Here is a 14017-nt window from a genome sequence, read left to right as displayed (position 1 = left end):
CCGCCAGGCCCTGTCCGCCGCCGTCGCGCAGGCGCGCGGGGACGGGACCGGCGGCCGGGACGGCCGGACGGAGCTGAGCGGAGGCCGGTCGCGCTGAGGGGCCCTGCGTCCGCACACCCACCGTGCCGGCCAGGTGCTCCCGGGCCCGCGCGCACGCAGCTCCGCAGACCCTGCGGGTCATGGCGCGCACGTGACCGGTATGTCCCGACCTGCGGCCGTGCCGACCGGCGCATAGGGTGGCCTCTGCGGGCGGCCGGACGGGCGCCCGCCACCCGGGTCAAGAAGCCGGCCCAGCTGACGAAGACTCGTCCGGCAGGCGGGCCTTGGCCCCGTCCGGCGGTCTCCGGGACCGGACCCGTGCGTCCGGCGGGCCTGCCCCGGCACTCGATCAGGAGACGGCCCGACTTCACCCCGACCGGAAATCTCCCGTGGTTACCGGTTTCGGACGCCCCGGCCCGGGGACCTCGGTACGGCAGCCATGTCGACTCTTTCTTCCGCGTTCGACCCGATGCGTTCACCGAGTCGGCCGTATGCCTCGGCGTGGCCACCGCGCGGCGCGCACCTCACCGCGCCCCGCGCGGACCCCCCATGACCAGCGAAGGACTGCCACTGATGAGCGAGACCAATCCCCTCAAGCATGCGGCGGACAAGGTGGCGAAGGCCCTGCACGGTGCTGCCGAGGGTCCGGAGGACGGCGTGCCCGGCAAGCCGGGCCCCGAGTCGCCGCCGTTCGCCGAACCGACGGAGCCTCGGGAGCCGTTGCCGCCCAAGCCCGACCAGACCGGCCCGGACACCGTCTCGCCCACCGGTCAGCCCACCGGCGCCGACCAGGCACGGATGGCCCAGAGCGGCAGCTATCTGACCGACGCGCAGGGCACCCGGCTGTACGACACCGACCACTCGCTCAAGGCGGGCCCCCGCGGCCCGGTCCTGCTCCAGGACCACCACCTGCGCGAGAAGGTCATGCACTTCGACCACGAGCGCATCCCCGAGCGTGTCGTGCACGCCCGCGGCGCGGGCGTGCACGGCGTCTTCCGCAGCTACGGCACCGCGGCCGGCGTCACCAAGGCGGCGTTCCTCGCCGAGGACAGCGAGACTCCGGTGTTCGTCCGCTTCTCCACCGTGCTCGGTTCGAGGGGTTCCTCCGACACCGTCCGCGACACCCGGGGGTTCGCGACGAAGTTCTACACCAGCGAGGGCGTCTTCGACCTCGTCGGCAACAACATCCCGGTGTTCTTCATCCAGGACGCGATCAAGTTCCCGGACGTCGTCCACGCCGCCAAGCCGCACCCCGACCGGGAGATCCCGCAGGCCCAGAGCGCCCACGACACCTTCTGGGACTTCGTCACGCTGCACACCGAGGCCACCCACCACACCCTGTGGAACATGTCCGACCGGGGCATCCCGCGCTCCTTCCGGACGATGGAGGGCTTCGGCGTCCACACCTTCCGCCTGGTGAACGCAGCCGGCGAGACCACCCTGGTGAAGTTCCACTGGAAGCCGAGACTGGGCGTGCACTCCCTGGTGTGGGAGGAGGCGCAGATCATCAACGGCGTCGACCCCGACTTCCACCGCCGCGACCTCTACGACGCCATCGAGTCCGGCGCCTACCCGGAGTGGGAGCTGGGCATCCAGACCTTCCCCGACACCCCCGAGCAGACCTTCGAGGGCATCGATCTGCTGGACGCGACGAACATCGTCCCCGAGGAACTCGCCCCCGTGCAGCCCATCGGCCTGCTCACCCTCAACCGCAACCCGTCGAACTACTTCGCCGAGACCGAGCAGGTCGCCTTCCACGTCGGCCACCTCGTCCCCGGCATCGACGTCACCGACGACCCGCTGCTGGCCGGCCGGCTGTTCTCCTACCTGGACACGCAGATCACCCGGCTGGGCGGGCCCAACTTCCCGCAGATCCCGATCAACCGGCCGCACTCGCCCGTCAACGACATGCTGCGCGACGGCTTCCACCAGACCGCGGTGCACCGCGGTGTCGCCCCCTACCGGCCCAACTCCCTCGACGGTGGCTGCCCGTTCACCGCGGGCGCCGACACGGGCGCGTTCATCGAGACGCCCGTACGGGTGCCGGAGGCCACCAAGGTCCGTGAGGCACCGGAGTCGTTCGACGACCACTTCAGCCAGCCCCGCCGGTTCTGGCTCAGCATGAGCCCGGTGGAGCGCGAGCACATCATCGGCGCCTACTCCTTCGAACTCGCCAAGTGCTACGAACAGGCCATCCGGGAGCGGGCGTTGCAGGTGCTCGCGAACATCGATCCGGAGCTGTGCGCGGGCGTCGCCGCCGGACTCGGCCTGCCCGCACCCGGGCCGACCGTGCCCCTGGCCGAGGTCGAACCGAGCCCCGCCCTCTCCCAGGTCGGTCACACCTGGCCGACCGACGGCCGGATCGTCGGCATCGTCACCGGCCCCGACGGCGACCTCGACGGCGTACGGGCCGTGCGCGAGGAGGTGCTGAGCGGCGGCATGGTCCCCCTGATCGTGGCACCGGCCGGCGGCACCCTCGGTGACGGCGCGGACACCCTGACCGTCCAGCGGACCTATGCCACCGCCCGTTCGGTGGAGTTCGACGCCCTGCTGGTGGCCGGGACCCCCGGGGTAGGCGTCGACGCCTACGGTGCCCGCGATGCCAAGGCCGGCACGCCCACGGCCCAACTGGGCACCCCCGACCCCCGGGTGGGACTGCTGCTGGCGGAGGCCTACCGGCACGGCAAGGCCATCGGTGCGGCCAAGGGCGGCGAGGCCGCGCTGGAGGCGGCCGGCATCCCGCTCGACGCCCCCGGTGTGGTCGCCGGTGACACCGCGACGGCGGTGCTGCAGCAGCTCACCCGGTTGCTCGGCGCCCACCGGGTCTGGGAACGCTTCCCCTCGGCCGCCTGACCGGACGCGCGGCGGTCCGATCGGCCTAGCCGGAGAGGCGAACGGCGTGGCGGACAGGTGTGATGGACGGGTCCCTACGCCCAACCAGTGAGGCAGATCATGCGCATTCGCAGCATTGCCACAACGGCCGTTCTCGCAGGTGTTCTCGGACTCGCGGGTGCGACCGCCGCACACGCCGACCCGGACCCGGTCGTCGGAACTGCCGTCAACAGCCCGGGTCTCCTCTCGGGCAATGTGATCCAGGTGCCGGTTCACGTCCCGGTCAACCTGTGCGGCGACAGCATCGACCTCGTCGGCCTGCTGAACCCGGCCGGCGGCAGCTCCTGCGTCAACGGCTGACGATGCCCGCGCGCCGGCCCCTCCCACGGGGCCGGCGCACGGCCGTTCAGGACCCCGTCGTCCGCGCCGCCCCGGCAGGCGCCGTCGCGGCCTGCATGGGCTCCGCCGTGCGGCACAGCAGCAGACAGATGTCGTCGTCGTGCTCGGAGTCGTGCAGCATCGGCTTCAGCAGGGAGTCGGCCGCCGCCTCCAGGTCCGCCGGCTCCGTCCCCTCCAGCGACTCCATGGCCTGGGCCAGCCGGTCGATCCCCGCGTCGATCCCGGCGGACCGCCGCTCCACCAGACCGTCGGTGTAGAGCGCGATCGTGGACCCCGCGGGCAGCTCGACGGTGTGCTCCTCGTACTCGTAGGGCACCGGAACGCCCAGCATGATCCCCGGCTTCGCCTCCAGCACCCGCACCGCGCCCCCGGGACCCCGGGTGACGGGCGGCGGATGCCCGGCCGCCGCCCACAGCACATCCGACGTGCCTGGCGTGAACCGGGCGATCGCACAGGTCGCGTACAACTCCGGCTGCTGGTGCAGCAGCATGCGGTGCAGCAGCGTCAGGATCCGGGCCGGGCCGTTGCCCTCGACGGCGTACGCGCGCAGCGCGGTGCGCAACTGCCCCATGATCACCGCAGCGCGCAGCCCATGCCCCGTGACATCCCCTATCACCGCCAGCACACTGCCGTCGGGCTGCGGGAAGGCGTCGTACCAGTCGCCGCCGATGTTCAGACCGTGCGTCGCGGGCAGATAGCGGGCGGCCAGCGCGAGTCCGGGGGTCGAGGGCAGGTCGGTGAGCTGGGCGCGCTGCAGGGCCTCGGCGACGTCCCGGTGCTGCTCGTACCGGCGGGCGTTGTCCAGGGCGATGCCCGCGCGGCGGGCCACCTCCAGCAGCATCACCGTGGTGTCCGGGGCGAAGCGGTCGCCGGGCGCGGTCAGCGTCAGCACACCCTGCACCGTGCGCGCGCCGAGCGGCAGGCACAGCAGCGGCCGGTCGGGGGAGAGCACGGAGGCCGGCAGGTCGTCCACGCCCGGGAGTTCACCGGGATGGGGGCCGGCGTACTGCGGGCGTCCGGTGCGGGCCGCCGCGACCGCGGCCGCCGGCCGCCCGTCCGCCGGCGTCCCTTCGTCCTCCATGAGCCAGACGTCCACGTTCGCCGCGTACTCCGGGACCAGCAGCTCGGGAATCCGGCGCAGGATGTCCTCGTGGTCCAGCGAGGCGTTGAGGACGGCGCTGGCGTTGGCCAGGAAGGTCAGCAGCCTGCGGGCGTTCTCGGCCTCGGCGCGTGCGGTCCGTTCGGCGTCGAGGAGTTCGCGCTGGGCCAGTGCCGCGGCCTCCAGTTCGGCGTGCAGCGCCAGCACTCCCTGATTGGTCTGATGCAGCTCCTCCCGGTGGAACTCGACCAGCTCCTCCGTCTCGTCCAGACCGGTCAGTACGGCGGTCGTGTCCTCGTCGGCGTCCAGCAGCGCCTCGGCCAGGCCGGCGTCGTCCATGTCTGCCGGGCGGGGCAGTGGGCCGGTGACGGGTGAGGGGCAGACGAGCGCCCGCTGCCAGGGCTCGGTCCGGTCCGGTCCGTGCAGGGCGACGTGCAGACAGCCCCCCGGGTCCGCGGTCACGCGCAGTTCCGCGCCGCCCCCGGCAAGGCCCTGGCGCAGCCGGGCACCGAGCGCGGTCAGGAAGCGGGCCCGCTCGAGTGCGGGCACCCCGGTGTCCGCCGTGAGCCGTGCCAGCAGGGCGCGGGCGCGGGCCGCGTCGGCGGCGGAGGCGATGGTCCAGGTGTCAGAGGGGGCTGTCATGGAGTGGTGGTCCGGCGGTCGGGGGCCAGTACGGCCACGCTGGTGTCGTCACGTACGGGGCGGGCGGGGCTGCCCGCGTCGCGCAGGATCGCCGCGGCCACCACCGACGGGTCGTGGGTGAGCAGACGGGGGTCGTCGGGCGGGGTCCAGCGGCTGGGCAGTCCGTCGCTGTGCAGGACGAGCAGACTGTCCGGGCGCCAGGGCAGCCGGCGTACGGGGACGTGCGCCGGGAAGTACGCCCCGACGATCCCCGGACGGGTGACCAGGGAGGTCCAGGAGTCCGCGGTGCGCAGCCGGGCGCCTACGTCGCCGACGCCGGCGAAGGCGAGTTCCCGCCGTTCCGTGTCCAGCTGGGCGACGGAGACCGCCGCACCCCGGGTCGGCCGCAGCGCCGCGTTCAGCCGGCGCAGGATGTCCACGGGCGGCAGAGGAACGAGAGCGCGCAGCTCCGCCACCGCGACGCCGGCCGCGTGCGCCGCCTCGGGGCCGTGTCCGAGGCCGTCGGCGAGCAGCAGTGTCACCAGTCCGCCGGAGCGCGCCCAGGCCCAGGCGTCGCCGCACTGCTCGGCCTGGCCGAGCGCGACCGTGATCCCGCCCGCGGGCCCGTCACCGGCCCGTGTCCCGCGTCCGCCGGGCGCCGGGTCGATCCGGGCCGTGGCGACCGTCCCGCGGCCCGGAACGCTGTACAGGTGGAAGGCGTTCGCGATCCGCCGGCAGCTGCCGAGGCCCGCACCGAGGGAGACGTCCGCCGTGGTGTAGCCGTCCCGCAGCGCCGCGGTGACATCGGCGATGCCCGGGCCGTGGTCGAGGGAGAACAGCTGCACGGAGGTCCCGGCGCCACCGGCCGGCGGCGCCACCGGGTTCACCACCATGCGGCCGCCGCCCGCGTGCTTGAGCAGATTGGTGGCCAGCTCGGTGGCGACCAGCTCGGCGGCCGCCGTGCGCTCCGCGGCGAGGCCCGCGTGGGCGCACGCCTCCCGGGCGGCCATCCGGGCGTCCCGGACCCGCGTGGAGTCGTGCACCGGGACCTCCCACACCCGGCTCATCCGAACCCCGGACGCGACGAGGGGACCTGGGCCACCCAGGCGACGGCCGTCACGGTCGTGCCCCGGCCCGGTTCGCTGTCCACACCGAACTCGTGCACCAGCCGCTTCGCGCCGCTCAGTCCCAGCCCGAGCCCGCCGCCGCTGGTGTAGCCGTCCGTCATCGCCAGTTCCAGGTCGCGGATGCCCGGCCCGCTGTCGATGAAGCACATCCGCAGCCCGCGGGTACGGCCGTTGTCCAGCGGGGTGATCTCCACCCGGCCGCCGCCGCCGTGGACCAGGGTGTTGCGGGCCAGCTCGCTCGCGGCCGTGACCAGCTTCGTCTGCTGCACCAGACCGAAACCGAGCTGCGCCGCGCACTGCCGCACCTGCTGCCGCACCCAGGCCAGATCCGCGTCCGAGCCGATGGGCAGGCTGGTCGCGGTGGTCCGGCCGGACGTCTGCATCACGTCCCCCTCTGGGACAGCAGTTCCATGGCCCGGTCCACGTCCAGGGCCGTGACCAGCCCGGGCAGGGTGAGCCCCAGCTCGACCAGGGTGATCGCCACGGCGGGCCGCATCCCGGCCAGCACCGTGCGGGCCGCCAGCAGCCGGGCCGTCGAGGCGATCTCCGCCAGCATCCGCCCGAGGAACGAGTCGACGACGTCCACCCCGGAGATGTCCAGCACCACCCCGCTCACCCCGCTGGCGGAGATGCGGCCGGTGATGTCCCGCTGGAGCTGCTCGGCCATGCCGTCGTGCAGCTCGCCCTGCAGGGAGACCAGCAGGACGTCGCCCAGGGCGAGTACCGGGACCTGGGCCGGACGACCGGGAAAGGACTGGTTCACCGCGCACTCGCACCCGCGTCCGTACGGGTGACCTCGATGCCCTGCCGGCCCAGCGCGTAGGCCAGCGCGTCGGCCAGCGAGGCACGGGTGAGCACCGAGCCCAGGTCGATGCCGAGCTGCACGATCGTCTGCGCGATGGCCGGGCGGATGCCGGAGACGATGCACTCGGCGCCCATGAGCCGCGCCGCGGCCACGGTCTTCATCAGGTGCTGGGCGACGAGCGAGTCGACGGTGGGCACGCCGGTGATGTCCAGGATGGCGTACCGGGCCCGCTGGTCGACGATGGCCTCCAGCAGGGACTCCATCACGACCTGGCTGCGCGCGCTGTCGAGGGTCCCGATCAGCGGTACGGCGACGGTCCCCTCCCACAACTGGATGACGGGGGTGGCCACTTCGAGCAGCTGCTGGCGCTGCCGCTCGATCAGCTCGGTGCCCGCGTGCAGCGCGGTCTCCATCACCACCACCCGCAGCGTCCCCAGCAGCACGGTCAGCGCCAGCACACTCTCGTGGGCGGGCGGTGCGGCAGGGTCGGCGAACTCCGCGCGCAGCAAATCCGTCACCGGCGCACGCAGGGCGCTCACCTCGTCGGAGACCTGCGAGGCGGTGGCGCCGGTACGGGCCCTGGTCTGGGCCGTACGTCCCAGCTGGTCGCGCACGGCGCCGAAGCCGGGGGCCTCGATGTCGTCGAGCCGACCGGTCGCCGCCACCTGGGACAGCGCGTCCACCACGGCCTTGCACGCCTCGACCGCCTCGTCGCGGGAGACCGTGAAGACCGTGCGGAACAAGGGGGCGTCGGCCCAGCGCTGGGCGATCTGTTCGCGGCGCCGCTCCAGGAAGGAACTCACCGCCTGCGGCGCCGACTCGGCCGCGTCCTGCTCCGGCACTTGCATCTCTCCTCTCGCACAGCCAGGCGCCGGCACCGGTCGGCCGGCCCCGAGCAGTTAGTTGCCGTACGACAACAGTATCTGTCACGTTCCGGTCCGGCCAAGCCGCCCGGCAGGTGACCGTCCGTCACCTCCGGCGCCCTCGCGACACTCCAGGACCGCACCTGTCGGCGGCCCCCGTCCGCACCGCCGCCCAGTACGCTGATCGTCCCAGCGCCTTCGCGAGGGGCAGCGTGACCGCGCTGCGCATCCCTCCACCGCCGGACGAGGCCGCCCGGGTGACCGCGAGAGCGGGGGCACTGCTGGAGGCGCCGGCAGGATCCGCGCCCACGGCAACCGCGTCCACCTCACAGGTGCGGCTGCTGCTCGTGCCGGAGCAGCACGACGGCGTCAACCTGCGGACGCTCGCCGGCAGCCTGGGCACCACGGCCCCGGCCGCGAGCCGGCTGTGCGCCCGGCTCCAGACCACCGGATTCGTCGAACGGGTCCCCGGCGCGGCCGACCGGCGCGAGGTGCGGCTGGGCCTCAGCGGCAGCGGCCGGTCCTTCCGCGCGCAGCTGCGCGCCCGCAGACAGGAGAGGGCCGGAGAGGTGCCGGCCGCGGTGCCGTCGGCGAGGAGGGGGTCGCTGTTGGAGGGCCTGGAGGCGTTCTGCGCCACCGCGGCCCCGCGGATCCTGGGCCACGAGGCCGCGGCCGTGCCGGCACCGGCGGCCCGCCGGAACGGACGGTAGGCACACGGCCGCCGGTGCCGGGCGGCGCCGGCCGGGCCACCGGCCGTCCGCCGCGACACCCCGGTCTGTTTCCCGCGCACGTCGACACGGCTCCTTAGTTGCGTCAAGCGGTCTCGGCCCGGCGGCTTACGCCGCCGGGCCGGTGTCGCTGGGCCGTCTACCCCGAAACCCGCAGGACTCTCCTGACTGTTGCCGACGTCACCCGGGAGTGCGACCGGTCAGAAACCGGTGCTGCCTCCCGCACCGCCGACCTCGCCGCGCCAGGCGCCGGTCTCCTGGCCCCCGCGCTTCTCGATGAACTCCTTGAACCGGTGCAGATCGCCCGTGACGCGCCGCTTGACCAGGCCGAGCTTGTCGCCGACCGTCTCGGTCACGCCCTCGGGCTCGTAGTCGAGCTGGAGCATGACCTTCGTGCTGGACTCGTCGATGCGGTGGAAGGTGACCACACCGGCCTGCCGCGCCTCACCGTCGACGGTGGTCCAGGCGACCCGCTCGTCGGGCCGCTGCTCGGTGATCGCGGCGTCGAACTCGCGCCGGACGCCGCCGATGTTGGTCACCCAGTGCGTGAGGGTCTCGGTCCGCTGCTCGATGCGCTCCACACCCTCCATGAACGCAGGGAAGGTCTCGAACTGCGTCCACTGGTTGTAGGCGGTGCTCACCGGCACGTCGACCTGCACGGACTCCTCGACCTGAGACATGAATGATCCCTCTCGTCGCTGTCGAATGCCTGAGGGATCCGGGTTCCTGGCTCCGCGCGGTCCATGCACGCGAACTCCTCGTGCACGGGAACTCTTCCTGCACGCGAGCTCTGCACGCCCGAGCGGACCGGCGGGACAGGGCGGCCGGGACCGCGGGCCCGGCCGCGCACCGGCGGGCCACCGGTCCCGGCGGCGCCCGCCGTCCTTCTTCCCGCCGCCCGCCTCCGGGTGCCCCGGCGGCTCAGTCCGGCGCGGCGGCGGGAGCCGGCGCCGGTTCCGGGGCTTGGTGGGAGGACCGGCGCCTCAGCAGCAGGCGTCTCGCCGGGCACTCCACCGCCTCGTACAGCAGCCAGGACAGCGCCAGTGACACGGCGAACACGATCGCGGTGACCGCCAGGCCCGCCAGGACACCGAAATGCGGTTTCGTGCCCAGCAACTGGGTTCCGGTACGGAGCACCAGCAGGTGGATCATGTAGAAGGCGAACGACAGTTCCCCGAGCCGCACGAGCCTGCGGCCGCGCCACAGCGAGGGCAGCCCGTGCAGGTCGGCGACGGCCGCGGCCGGAATGAGCAGCGTGAACCCGGCCAGGGTGCACACGGTCGCGGTGTAGCCGGGAGTGACCTGCGGGACGAGGAAGTACCCGATCAGCGCCAGGGCGAGCGAAGCCTCCAGGCCGGGCCCGCGCCACCGGCCGAGCAGCACCAGCCGCGCGGCGACCGCGCCGAGCACGAACTCCGGCAGCCGTGCGCCGGGGAAGGAGTACAGGGCGTACTTCCACCAGTGGTGGGCGTCCGCCCGGGCCAGCACCAGCACCGCCGCCATCGACAGCCCGCCCAGCGCGACCGCGCCGCGCGGGCCGAGCCGGCGCAGCACCAGGATCAGCAGGGGGAAGGCGGCGTAGAAGAACGCCTCGCAGGTCAGGGACCAGCTGACCGGGTTCAGCGTCTGCCACCAGGGACGCCACCACGAGTGCACCAGCAGGACGTTGGCCAGCGCCTGCTTGGGCGTCGGCCGAGGCTGGTGCGCCAGCGTGTACGCCATGATCAGCGCCAGCACCAGGGTGACCAGGTGCACCGGGTAGACGCGCGCGATGCGCCGGCGGTAGAAGGCGAGCGCCCGGTCGCCGGGTCTCGCCGACCAGGTCAGCACGAATCCGGACAGCACGAAGAAGAACGACACGCCGGTGGCACCGGCACCGAACCCCCACTTCACGTAGCGGCCGCCGGCCCCACCGAAGTAGCCGAAATTGTTCACGTGCAGTCCGAACACCAGCAGCGCCGCCATCCATCGCAGCCCGGTGAGGGACGGCAGGGAGGGCATGGCGGCGGAGGGGGAGAGCCCGGCGCCTTTCGCGCCGGCTCTGGCGGGCGGCGTCCGGAGCGCCCGGTTCGTCGCCGTAATCATCGAATCACCTGCCGCAGAGGGTTCGCTCGGAGCATGAAGGGGTAGGTTGCCCGCTCACCCCCGATCCATCACGTCGCGAGGCAAACATCACACTGCTGCCGAACGACGGAGCCCCCGCTGTGCCACGGACGGCCGGACCGGCTGCACCCGTACGAGTGACGCCGCCCGCGGAACCGATCGGCCCGGCCCAGCCGGCCCACGGGACGCCGCAAAACGGCCGACGCCGGGCGAGGGAAGGAGTGCGGGGCGCGGTACCGGTGGTTCACCCACGGCTGTCGGGTGTCGATGCTCGACCCCGGTGAGGAGCGTCCGGACGCCGGCGTCAGCCGGCCGTCGGCCGATCCGCCCGCTCGGTGGCCGCGACCGCTCGCCGCCGGGCCTCCCGTACGGCCCGGTCGGCCCGGCGTGAGCGCTCCCGTGCCGCCTGGGCCTCGGCGCGGGCCTCCCGCTGTCCGGCCTGGGCGCCGCGCAACCGTTCGTGCAGCTCGCGGACCCGAGCCTCCAGTTCGGCCACCCGGGCACCGGCTTCCGCCGCCTCCCCTTCGGCGGCCTCGGCTTCCTTCTCCCGGGCCCGCAGGTCCCGCTCGGCCTCCCGGGCCCGGCTCCGGGCCTCGGCGAGCCGTCGGCGGCGCTTCTCCTCGGCGGCGCGGTCAGGCCGGCTGCGGGGCCTCTCCTTCCCGGTGCGGTCCAGGTGGCTGCGGAACCTCTCCTCGGGCGCGCGGTCCGGGGTCGCGGGTGGGCTTCTCGTCCCTCGCGTGCTTCCCGGGCCCGTTCGCCGGGGTGGCGGGCCGGCGGTCCGGGACGCTCTCGTCGGCCGCCGGGAAGCCGATGGTGGCGTGGAGCGGCTTCACCAGCCGGCCCGTCGCCCATGCCCGGGCCGCGTCCGCGTCCGCCAGCGCCGCGTGCAGGGTCTCCTCGACCTCGCGCTGAACGCCCTCACCCACCGGATGCCCGGCCTGCCCGGCCAGTCGGCGGGCCTGCCGGGCGAGCGCGCCGATCACCTGGTTCTGCCGGCGGGCGAGCCGGCGCAGCCGGGGGCCGTCCAGTTCACGGTGGGCGCGGCGCAGTTCCTCGCCGAGCGCGAGCAGCGGCGGGACCTCGTCCGGCTGCCGGCGGACCAGGAGGTTGCTGACCCAGGCGCCCAGGCTCGGCCTTCGCAGCGCGCCGATCTCCCTCGCGAGGCCCTGCTCGCCGGACCGCCGGGCAGCCAGGGCGCGACGGTCACGGGCCGCGACGAACTCCTCCGGCCGCAGCGCGTACAGCTCGTCGGCGACGGTGTCCAGGTCCACCGGCGTCCCTCTCGACGGCCACTTCGATGACGGGATCCGAGTTCCTCGCGGGGCGCGAACCATGTGCCGTGCGTACCGGTTCACCCGCGGGGACGGGCCGCGACCGCCGGTGCCCGTGTCACGGCCCCGACTGCCGCTGCCCAGGTGCACGGGCTGCGACTTTCGTTGCCCCGCCCGCATCTTCGGACGTCGCGCCGTAGACCGTCGGCCCCGCATCGCAGACCGTCGGCCGACGGCGGCGCGGGCCCGGCGCCCGGCAGGGTGGCCGCATGGAGAAGACCACAGGGATCGATCGCGCACAGTTCCTGGCCGGTACGGCCGCCGCCGGACTCGCCGCGGCGCTGCTTCCCGCGGGCGCGGCCCGGGCGGGCGAGGAGCGGCAGGGGGAGCGGCCCGGGCTCCGGCACCACGGCGTCGTCTACACCGTCGGCGCCGGCGAGACACCGGGTACGGCCTTCAGCGCGACCCGGATGCGACGCGACATCCGCGTGATCCGCGACGAACTGCACGCGGACACCGTCGACGTCACCGGGGACGGGGTGGAACGCCTCACGGCCACCGCAGCGGAGGCGGCGGAACGCGGGCTGCGCGTGTGGCTCCAGCCGACCCTGGGCGACGTGCCCGAACGGGACATCCTCGAACACCTCGCGGAGACCGGCCGATTCGCCGAGCGGCTGCGCCGGCAGGGTGCCACCGTGGACCTCAGCGTGGGCTGCGAGTTCTGGCTGTTCGTGCCCGGCATCGTCCCCGGTGACACCGTCCTCGAACGCATCCGCAACCTCCTCGACGGCAAGGTGGACCCCGTCGTGATGCAGCACCGTCTGGACCGGTTCACGGCGAAGGCGGCGGCGGTCGGCCGCTCCGTCTTCCGCGGCCGGCTGAGCTACGCGGCCGCCCAGGACGACCGGGTGGACTGGCGTCTCTTCGACGTCGTCGGCATCGACTACTACTCGTACTTCGCCGACAAGGCGCACTACGTACGGGAGTTGAAGCGCTACCTGCGCTTCGGCAAGCCGCTGGCCATCACGGAGTTCGGCACCTGCGCCTACGTCGGCGCGCCCGAGACCGGCGGCATGGGCTGGGACGTCGTCGACCACGACAAGCACCCCGAGGAGATCAAGGGGCACCTGGTCCGCAGCGAGCGCACCCAGGCCGCCTACCTCGGGCAACTCCTGGACGTCTTCGACTCGTTGGACCTCTACGCGGCGATGGCCTTCGAGTTCGTGACCCCCGACGCGCCGCACCGCCCGGACGACCCGCTGCACGACCTCGACATGGCGAGCTACTCCGTCACCAAGACCCTGAAGGACCGGCCGGACGACCCCGCCTCCGGCTGGCACTGGGAACCCAAGACGGCCTTCCACGCGCTGGCCCGCCGCTACGCCACCGCACGCACGACCCGCTGACCCGCCCGGGGCCGCCCCCGTCCGACGGTCAACGCTCGCGGCCGCCGGGACACTCCGTTTCACCCGTTCGGAGGACGCTCCGGCTCGCCGTCCGGCCAAGGGCGGCACCCGGCCACATGATGCGTACAAGCCCCCGATCGAACGCCCGGTCGCCACCCCCGGCAAACCCCCGCAGAGGCGAACACGGGGCGACGGTGAAGGCACGAAAATTGCATCGTTCGTTTTCTTGAACCCTTCGTGTTTATGAGGGTAGGTTCGGCGTCATGACCGCCTCCCCGACCCCGACCACCGCCGAGGAGCTCCGCGGTGCCGGCCTGCGCGTGACGGCAGCCCGCGTCGCGCTGCTGGAGACCGTCCGGGACGGCGACCACCTCGGCGTCGAGGCGATCGCCACCGGGGTCCGAGACCGCGTGGGCCACATCTCCCTGCAAGCCGTCTACGAGGCCCTGCACGCCCTCACCGCGGCGGGGCTCGTGCGCCGCATCGAACCGGCCGGCCATCCGGCCCGCTTCGAGGGACGCGTGGGCGACAACCACCACCACATCGTGTGCCGGTCGTGCGGAACCGTCGCCGACGTCGACTGCGCGGTCGGCGACGCGCCGTGCCTGACCGCCTCCGACGACCGCGGCTTCCGCATCGACGAGGCCGAGGTCGTCTACTGGGGCCTCTGCCCCGACTGCTCCACCGGCCACAGTTCCTGAGCACCGAGTTCCGCACAGTTCGG

General features: G+C 73.6%; 14 protein-coding genes. 5 read left to right on the top strand and 9 right to left on the bottom strand.

The window, feature by feature from the left end; all coding sequences use genetic code 11:
- Nucleotides 1-612 precede the first annotated feature (612 nt).
- Nucleotides 613-2892 carry a catalase gene (locus BLW57_RS04900; RefSeq protein WP_093472411.1) on the top strand — a complete coding sequence of 760 codons (2280 nt, stop codon included), beginning with the start codon at nt 613-615 and terminating at the stop codon, nt 2890-2892.
- Between the two features lie 99 nt (nt 2893-2991).
- Entirely contained in the window at nt 2992-3231 is a 240-nt protein-coding gene (locus BLW57_RS04895; protein WP_093472409.1) for a chaplin, read from the top strand.
- 46 nt (nt 3232-3277) lie between these two features.
- On the opposite strand, the gene BLW57_RS04890 is transcribed toward BLW57_RS04895, so the two are convergent.
- From BLW57_RS04890 to BLW57_RS04870, 5 genes are read right to left on the bottom strand one after another with little or no spacing between them, the layout of a single operon-like run.
- A complete protein-coding gene (locus tag BLW57_RS04890) occupies nt 3278-5011 on the bottom strand; it encodes a PP2C family protein-serine/threonine phosphatase (RefSeq protein ID WP_093472407.1) in 1734 nt (577 codons plus the stop codon).
- On the bottom strand, nt 5008-6057 hold the full coding sequence (locus tag BLW57_RS04885) for an ATP-binding SpoIIE family protein phosphatase (RefSeq protein ID WP_176985462.1): 1050 nt from the start codon (nt 6055-6057) through the stop codon (nt 5008-5010). The genes BLW57_RS04890 and BLW57_RS04885 overlap by 4 nt, the downstream gene beginning before the upstream one ends.
- Complete coding sequence (locus BLW57_RS04880) at nt 6054-6500, bottom strand: anti-sigma regulatory factor (protein ID WP_073890777.1); 447 nt, start codon at nt 6498-6500, stop codon at nt 6054-6056. Before BLW57_RS04880 ends, BLW57_RS04885 begins: the two co-directional genes overlap by 4 nt.
- A complete protein-coding gene (locus BLW57_RS04875) occupies nt 6500-6880 on the bottom strand; it encodes an STAS domain-containing protein (protein WP_093472404.1) in 381 nt (126 codons plus the stop codon). Before BLW57_RS04875 ends, BLW57_RS04880 begins: the two co-directional genes overlap by 1 nt.
- Nucleotides 6877-7770: an STAS domain-containing protein gene (locus BLW57_RS04870; RefSeq protein WP_093472402.1), complete on the bottom strand. Its 894-nt coding sequence runs from the start codon at nt 7768-7770 to the stop codon at nt 6877-6879. Before BLW57_RS04870 ends, BLW57_RS04875 begins: the two co-directional genes overlap by 4 nt.
- Before the next feature lie 227 nt (nt 7771-7997).
- On the opposite strand from BLW57_RS04870, the gene BLW57_RS04865 reads away from it, so the two are divergent.
- Complete coding sequence (locus BLW57_RS04865) at nt 7998-8495, top strand: MarR family transcriptional regulator (protein WP_256339388.1); 498 nt, start codon at nt 7998-8000, stop codon at nt 8493-8495.
- A 218-nt stretch (nt 8496-8713) separates the two neighbouring features.
- Here the strand turns inward: BLW57_RS04865 and BLW57_RS04860 are convergent, their stop codons facing one another.
- The 4 genes from BLW57_RS04860 to BLW57_RS04850 form a co-directional block, all read right to left on the bottom strand.
- Complete coding sequence (locus BLW57_RS04860) at nt 8714-9193, bottom strand: SRPBCC family protein (RefSeq protein ID WP_093472401.1); 480 nt, start codon at nt 9191-9193, stop codon at nt 8714-8716.
- Between the two features lie 241 nt (nt 9194-9434).
- Nucleotides 9435-10598 carry an acyltransferase family protein gene (locus BLW57_RS04855; RefSeq protein WP_093472399.1) on the bottom strand — a complete coding sequence of 388 codons (1164 nt, stop codon included), beginning with the start codon at nt 10596-10598 and terminating at the stop codon, nt 9435-9437.
- Between the two features lie 322 nt (nt 10599-10920).
- Nucleotides 10921-11112, bottom strand: coding sequence for a hypothetical protein (locus tag BLW57_RS41255; protein WP_176985461.1), 192 nt, complete (start codon nt 11110-11112; stop codon nt 10921-10923).
- 136 nt (nt 11113-11248) lie between these two features.
- Nucleotides 11249-11887, bottom strand: coding sequence for a hypothetical protein (locus BLW57_RS04850; protein ID WP_176985460.1), 639 nt, complete (start codon nt 11885-11887; stop codon nt 11249-11251).
- 269 nt (nt 11888-12156) lie between these two features.
- On the opposite strand from BLW57_RS04850, the gene BLW57_RS04845 reads away from it, so the two are divergent.
- Together BLW57_RS04845 and BLW57_RS04840 are read left to right on the top strand one after the other, a co-directional pair.
- Entirely contained in the window at nt 12157-13293 is a 1137-nt protein-coding gene (locus tag BLW57_RS04845; RefSeq protein WP_093472398.1) for an abortive phage infection protein, read from the top strand.
- A gap of 263 nt (nt 13294-13556) precedes the next feature.
- Entirely contained in the window at nt 13557-13994 is a 438-nt protein-coding gene (locus tag BLW57_RS04840; RefSeq protein WP_093472396.1) for a Fur family transcriptional regulator, read from the top strand.
- Nucleotides 13995-14017 lie beyond the last annotated feature (23 nt).

Origin of the sequence: Streptomyces sp. 1222.5, from assembly GCF_900105245.1 — a bacterium.
Classification (GTDB): Bacteria; Actinomycetota; Actinomycetes; order Streptomycetales; family Streptomycetaceae; genus Streptomyces; species Streptomyces albidocamelliae.
Note: the sequence above shows the minus strand (reverse complement) of the source record. Positions and strands in the feature narration are given on the sequence as shown.

Bases quoted from the DNA above. Each gene is read 5' to 3' on its own strand.
- BLW57_RS04895 (WP_093472409.1), top strand. From the start codon at position 2,992: ATGCGCATTCGCAGCATTGCCACAACGGCCGTTCTCGCAGGTGTTCTC.
- BLW57_RS04890 (WP_093472407.1), bottom strand. From the start codon at position 5,011: ATGACAGCCCCCTCTGACACCTGGACCATCGCCTCCGCCGCCGACGCG.
- BLW57_RS04870 (WP_093472402.1), bottom strand. From the start codon at position 7,770: ATGCAAGTGCCGGAGCAGGACGCGGCCGAGTCGGCGCCGCAGGCGGTG.
- BLW57_RS04855 (WP_093472399.1), bottom strand. From the start codon at position 10,598: ATGATTACGGCGACGAACCGGGCGCTCCGGACGCCGCCCGCCAGAGCC.
- BLW57_RS04860 (WP_093472401.1), bottom strand. From the start codon at position 9,193: ATGTCTCAGGTCGAGGAGTCCGTGCAGGTCGACGTGCCGGTGAGCACC.
- BLW57_RS04845 (WP_093472398.1), top strand. From the start codon at position 12,157: ATGGAGAAGACCACAGGGATCGATCGCGCACAGTTCCTGGCCGGTACG.
- BLW57_RS04885 (WP_176985462.1), bottom strand. From the start codon at position 6,057: ATGAGCCGGGTGTGGGAGGTCCCGGTGCACGACTCCACGCGGGTCCGG.
- BLW57_RS04900 (WP_093472411.1), top strand. From the start codon at position 613: ATGAGCGAGACCAATCCCCTCAAGCATGCGGCGGACAAGGTGGCGAAG.
- BLW57_RS04840 (WP_093472396.1), top strand. From the start codon at position 13,557: ATGACCGCCTCCCCGACCCCGACCACCGCCGAGGAGCTCCGCGGTGCC.
- BLW57_RS04880 (WP_073890777.1), bottom strand. From the start codon at position 6,500: ATGCAGACGTCCGGCCGGACCACCGCGACCAGCCTGCCCATCGGCTCG.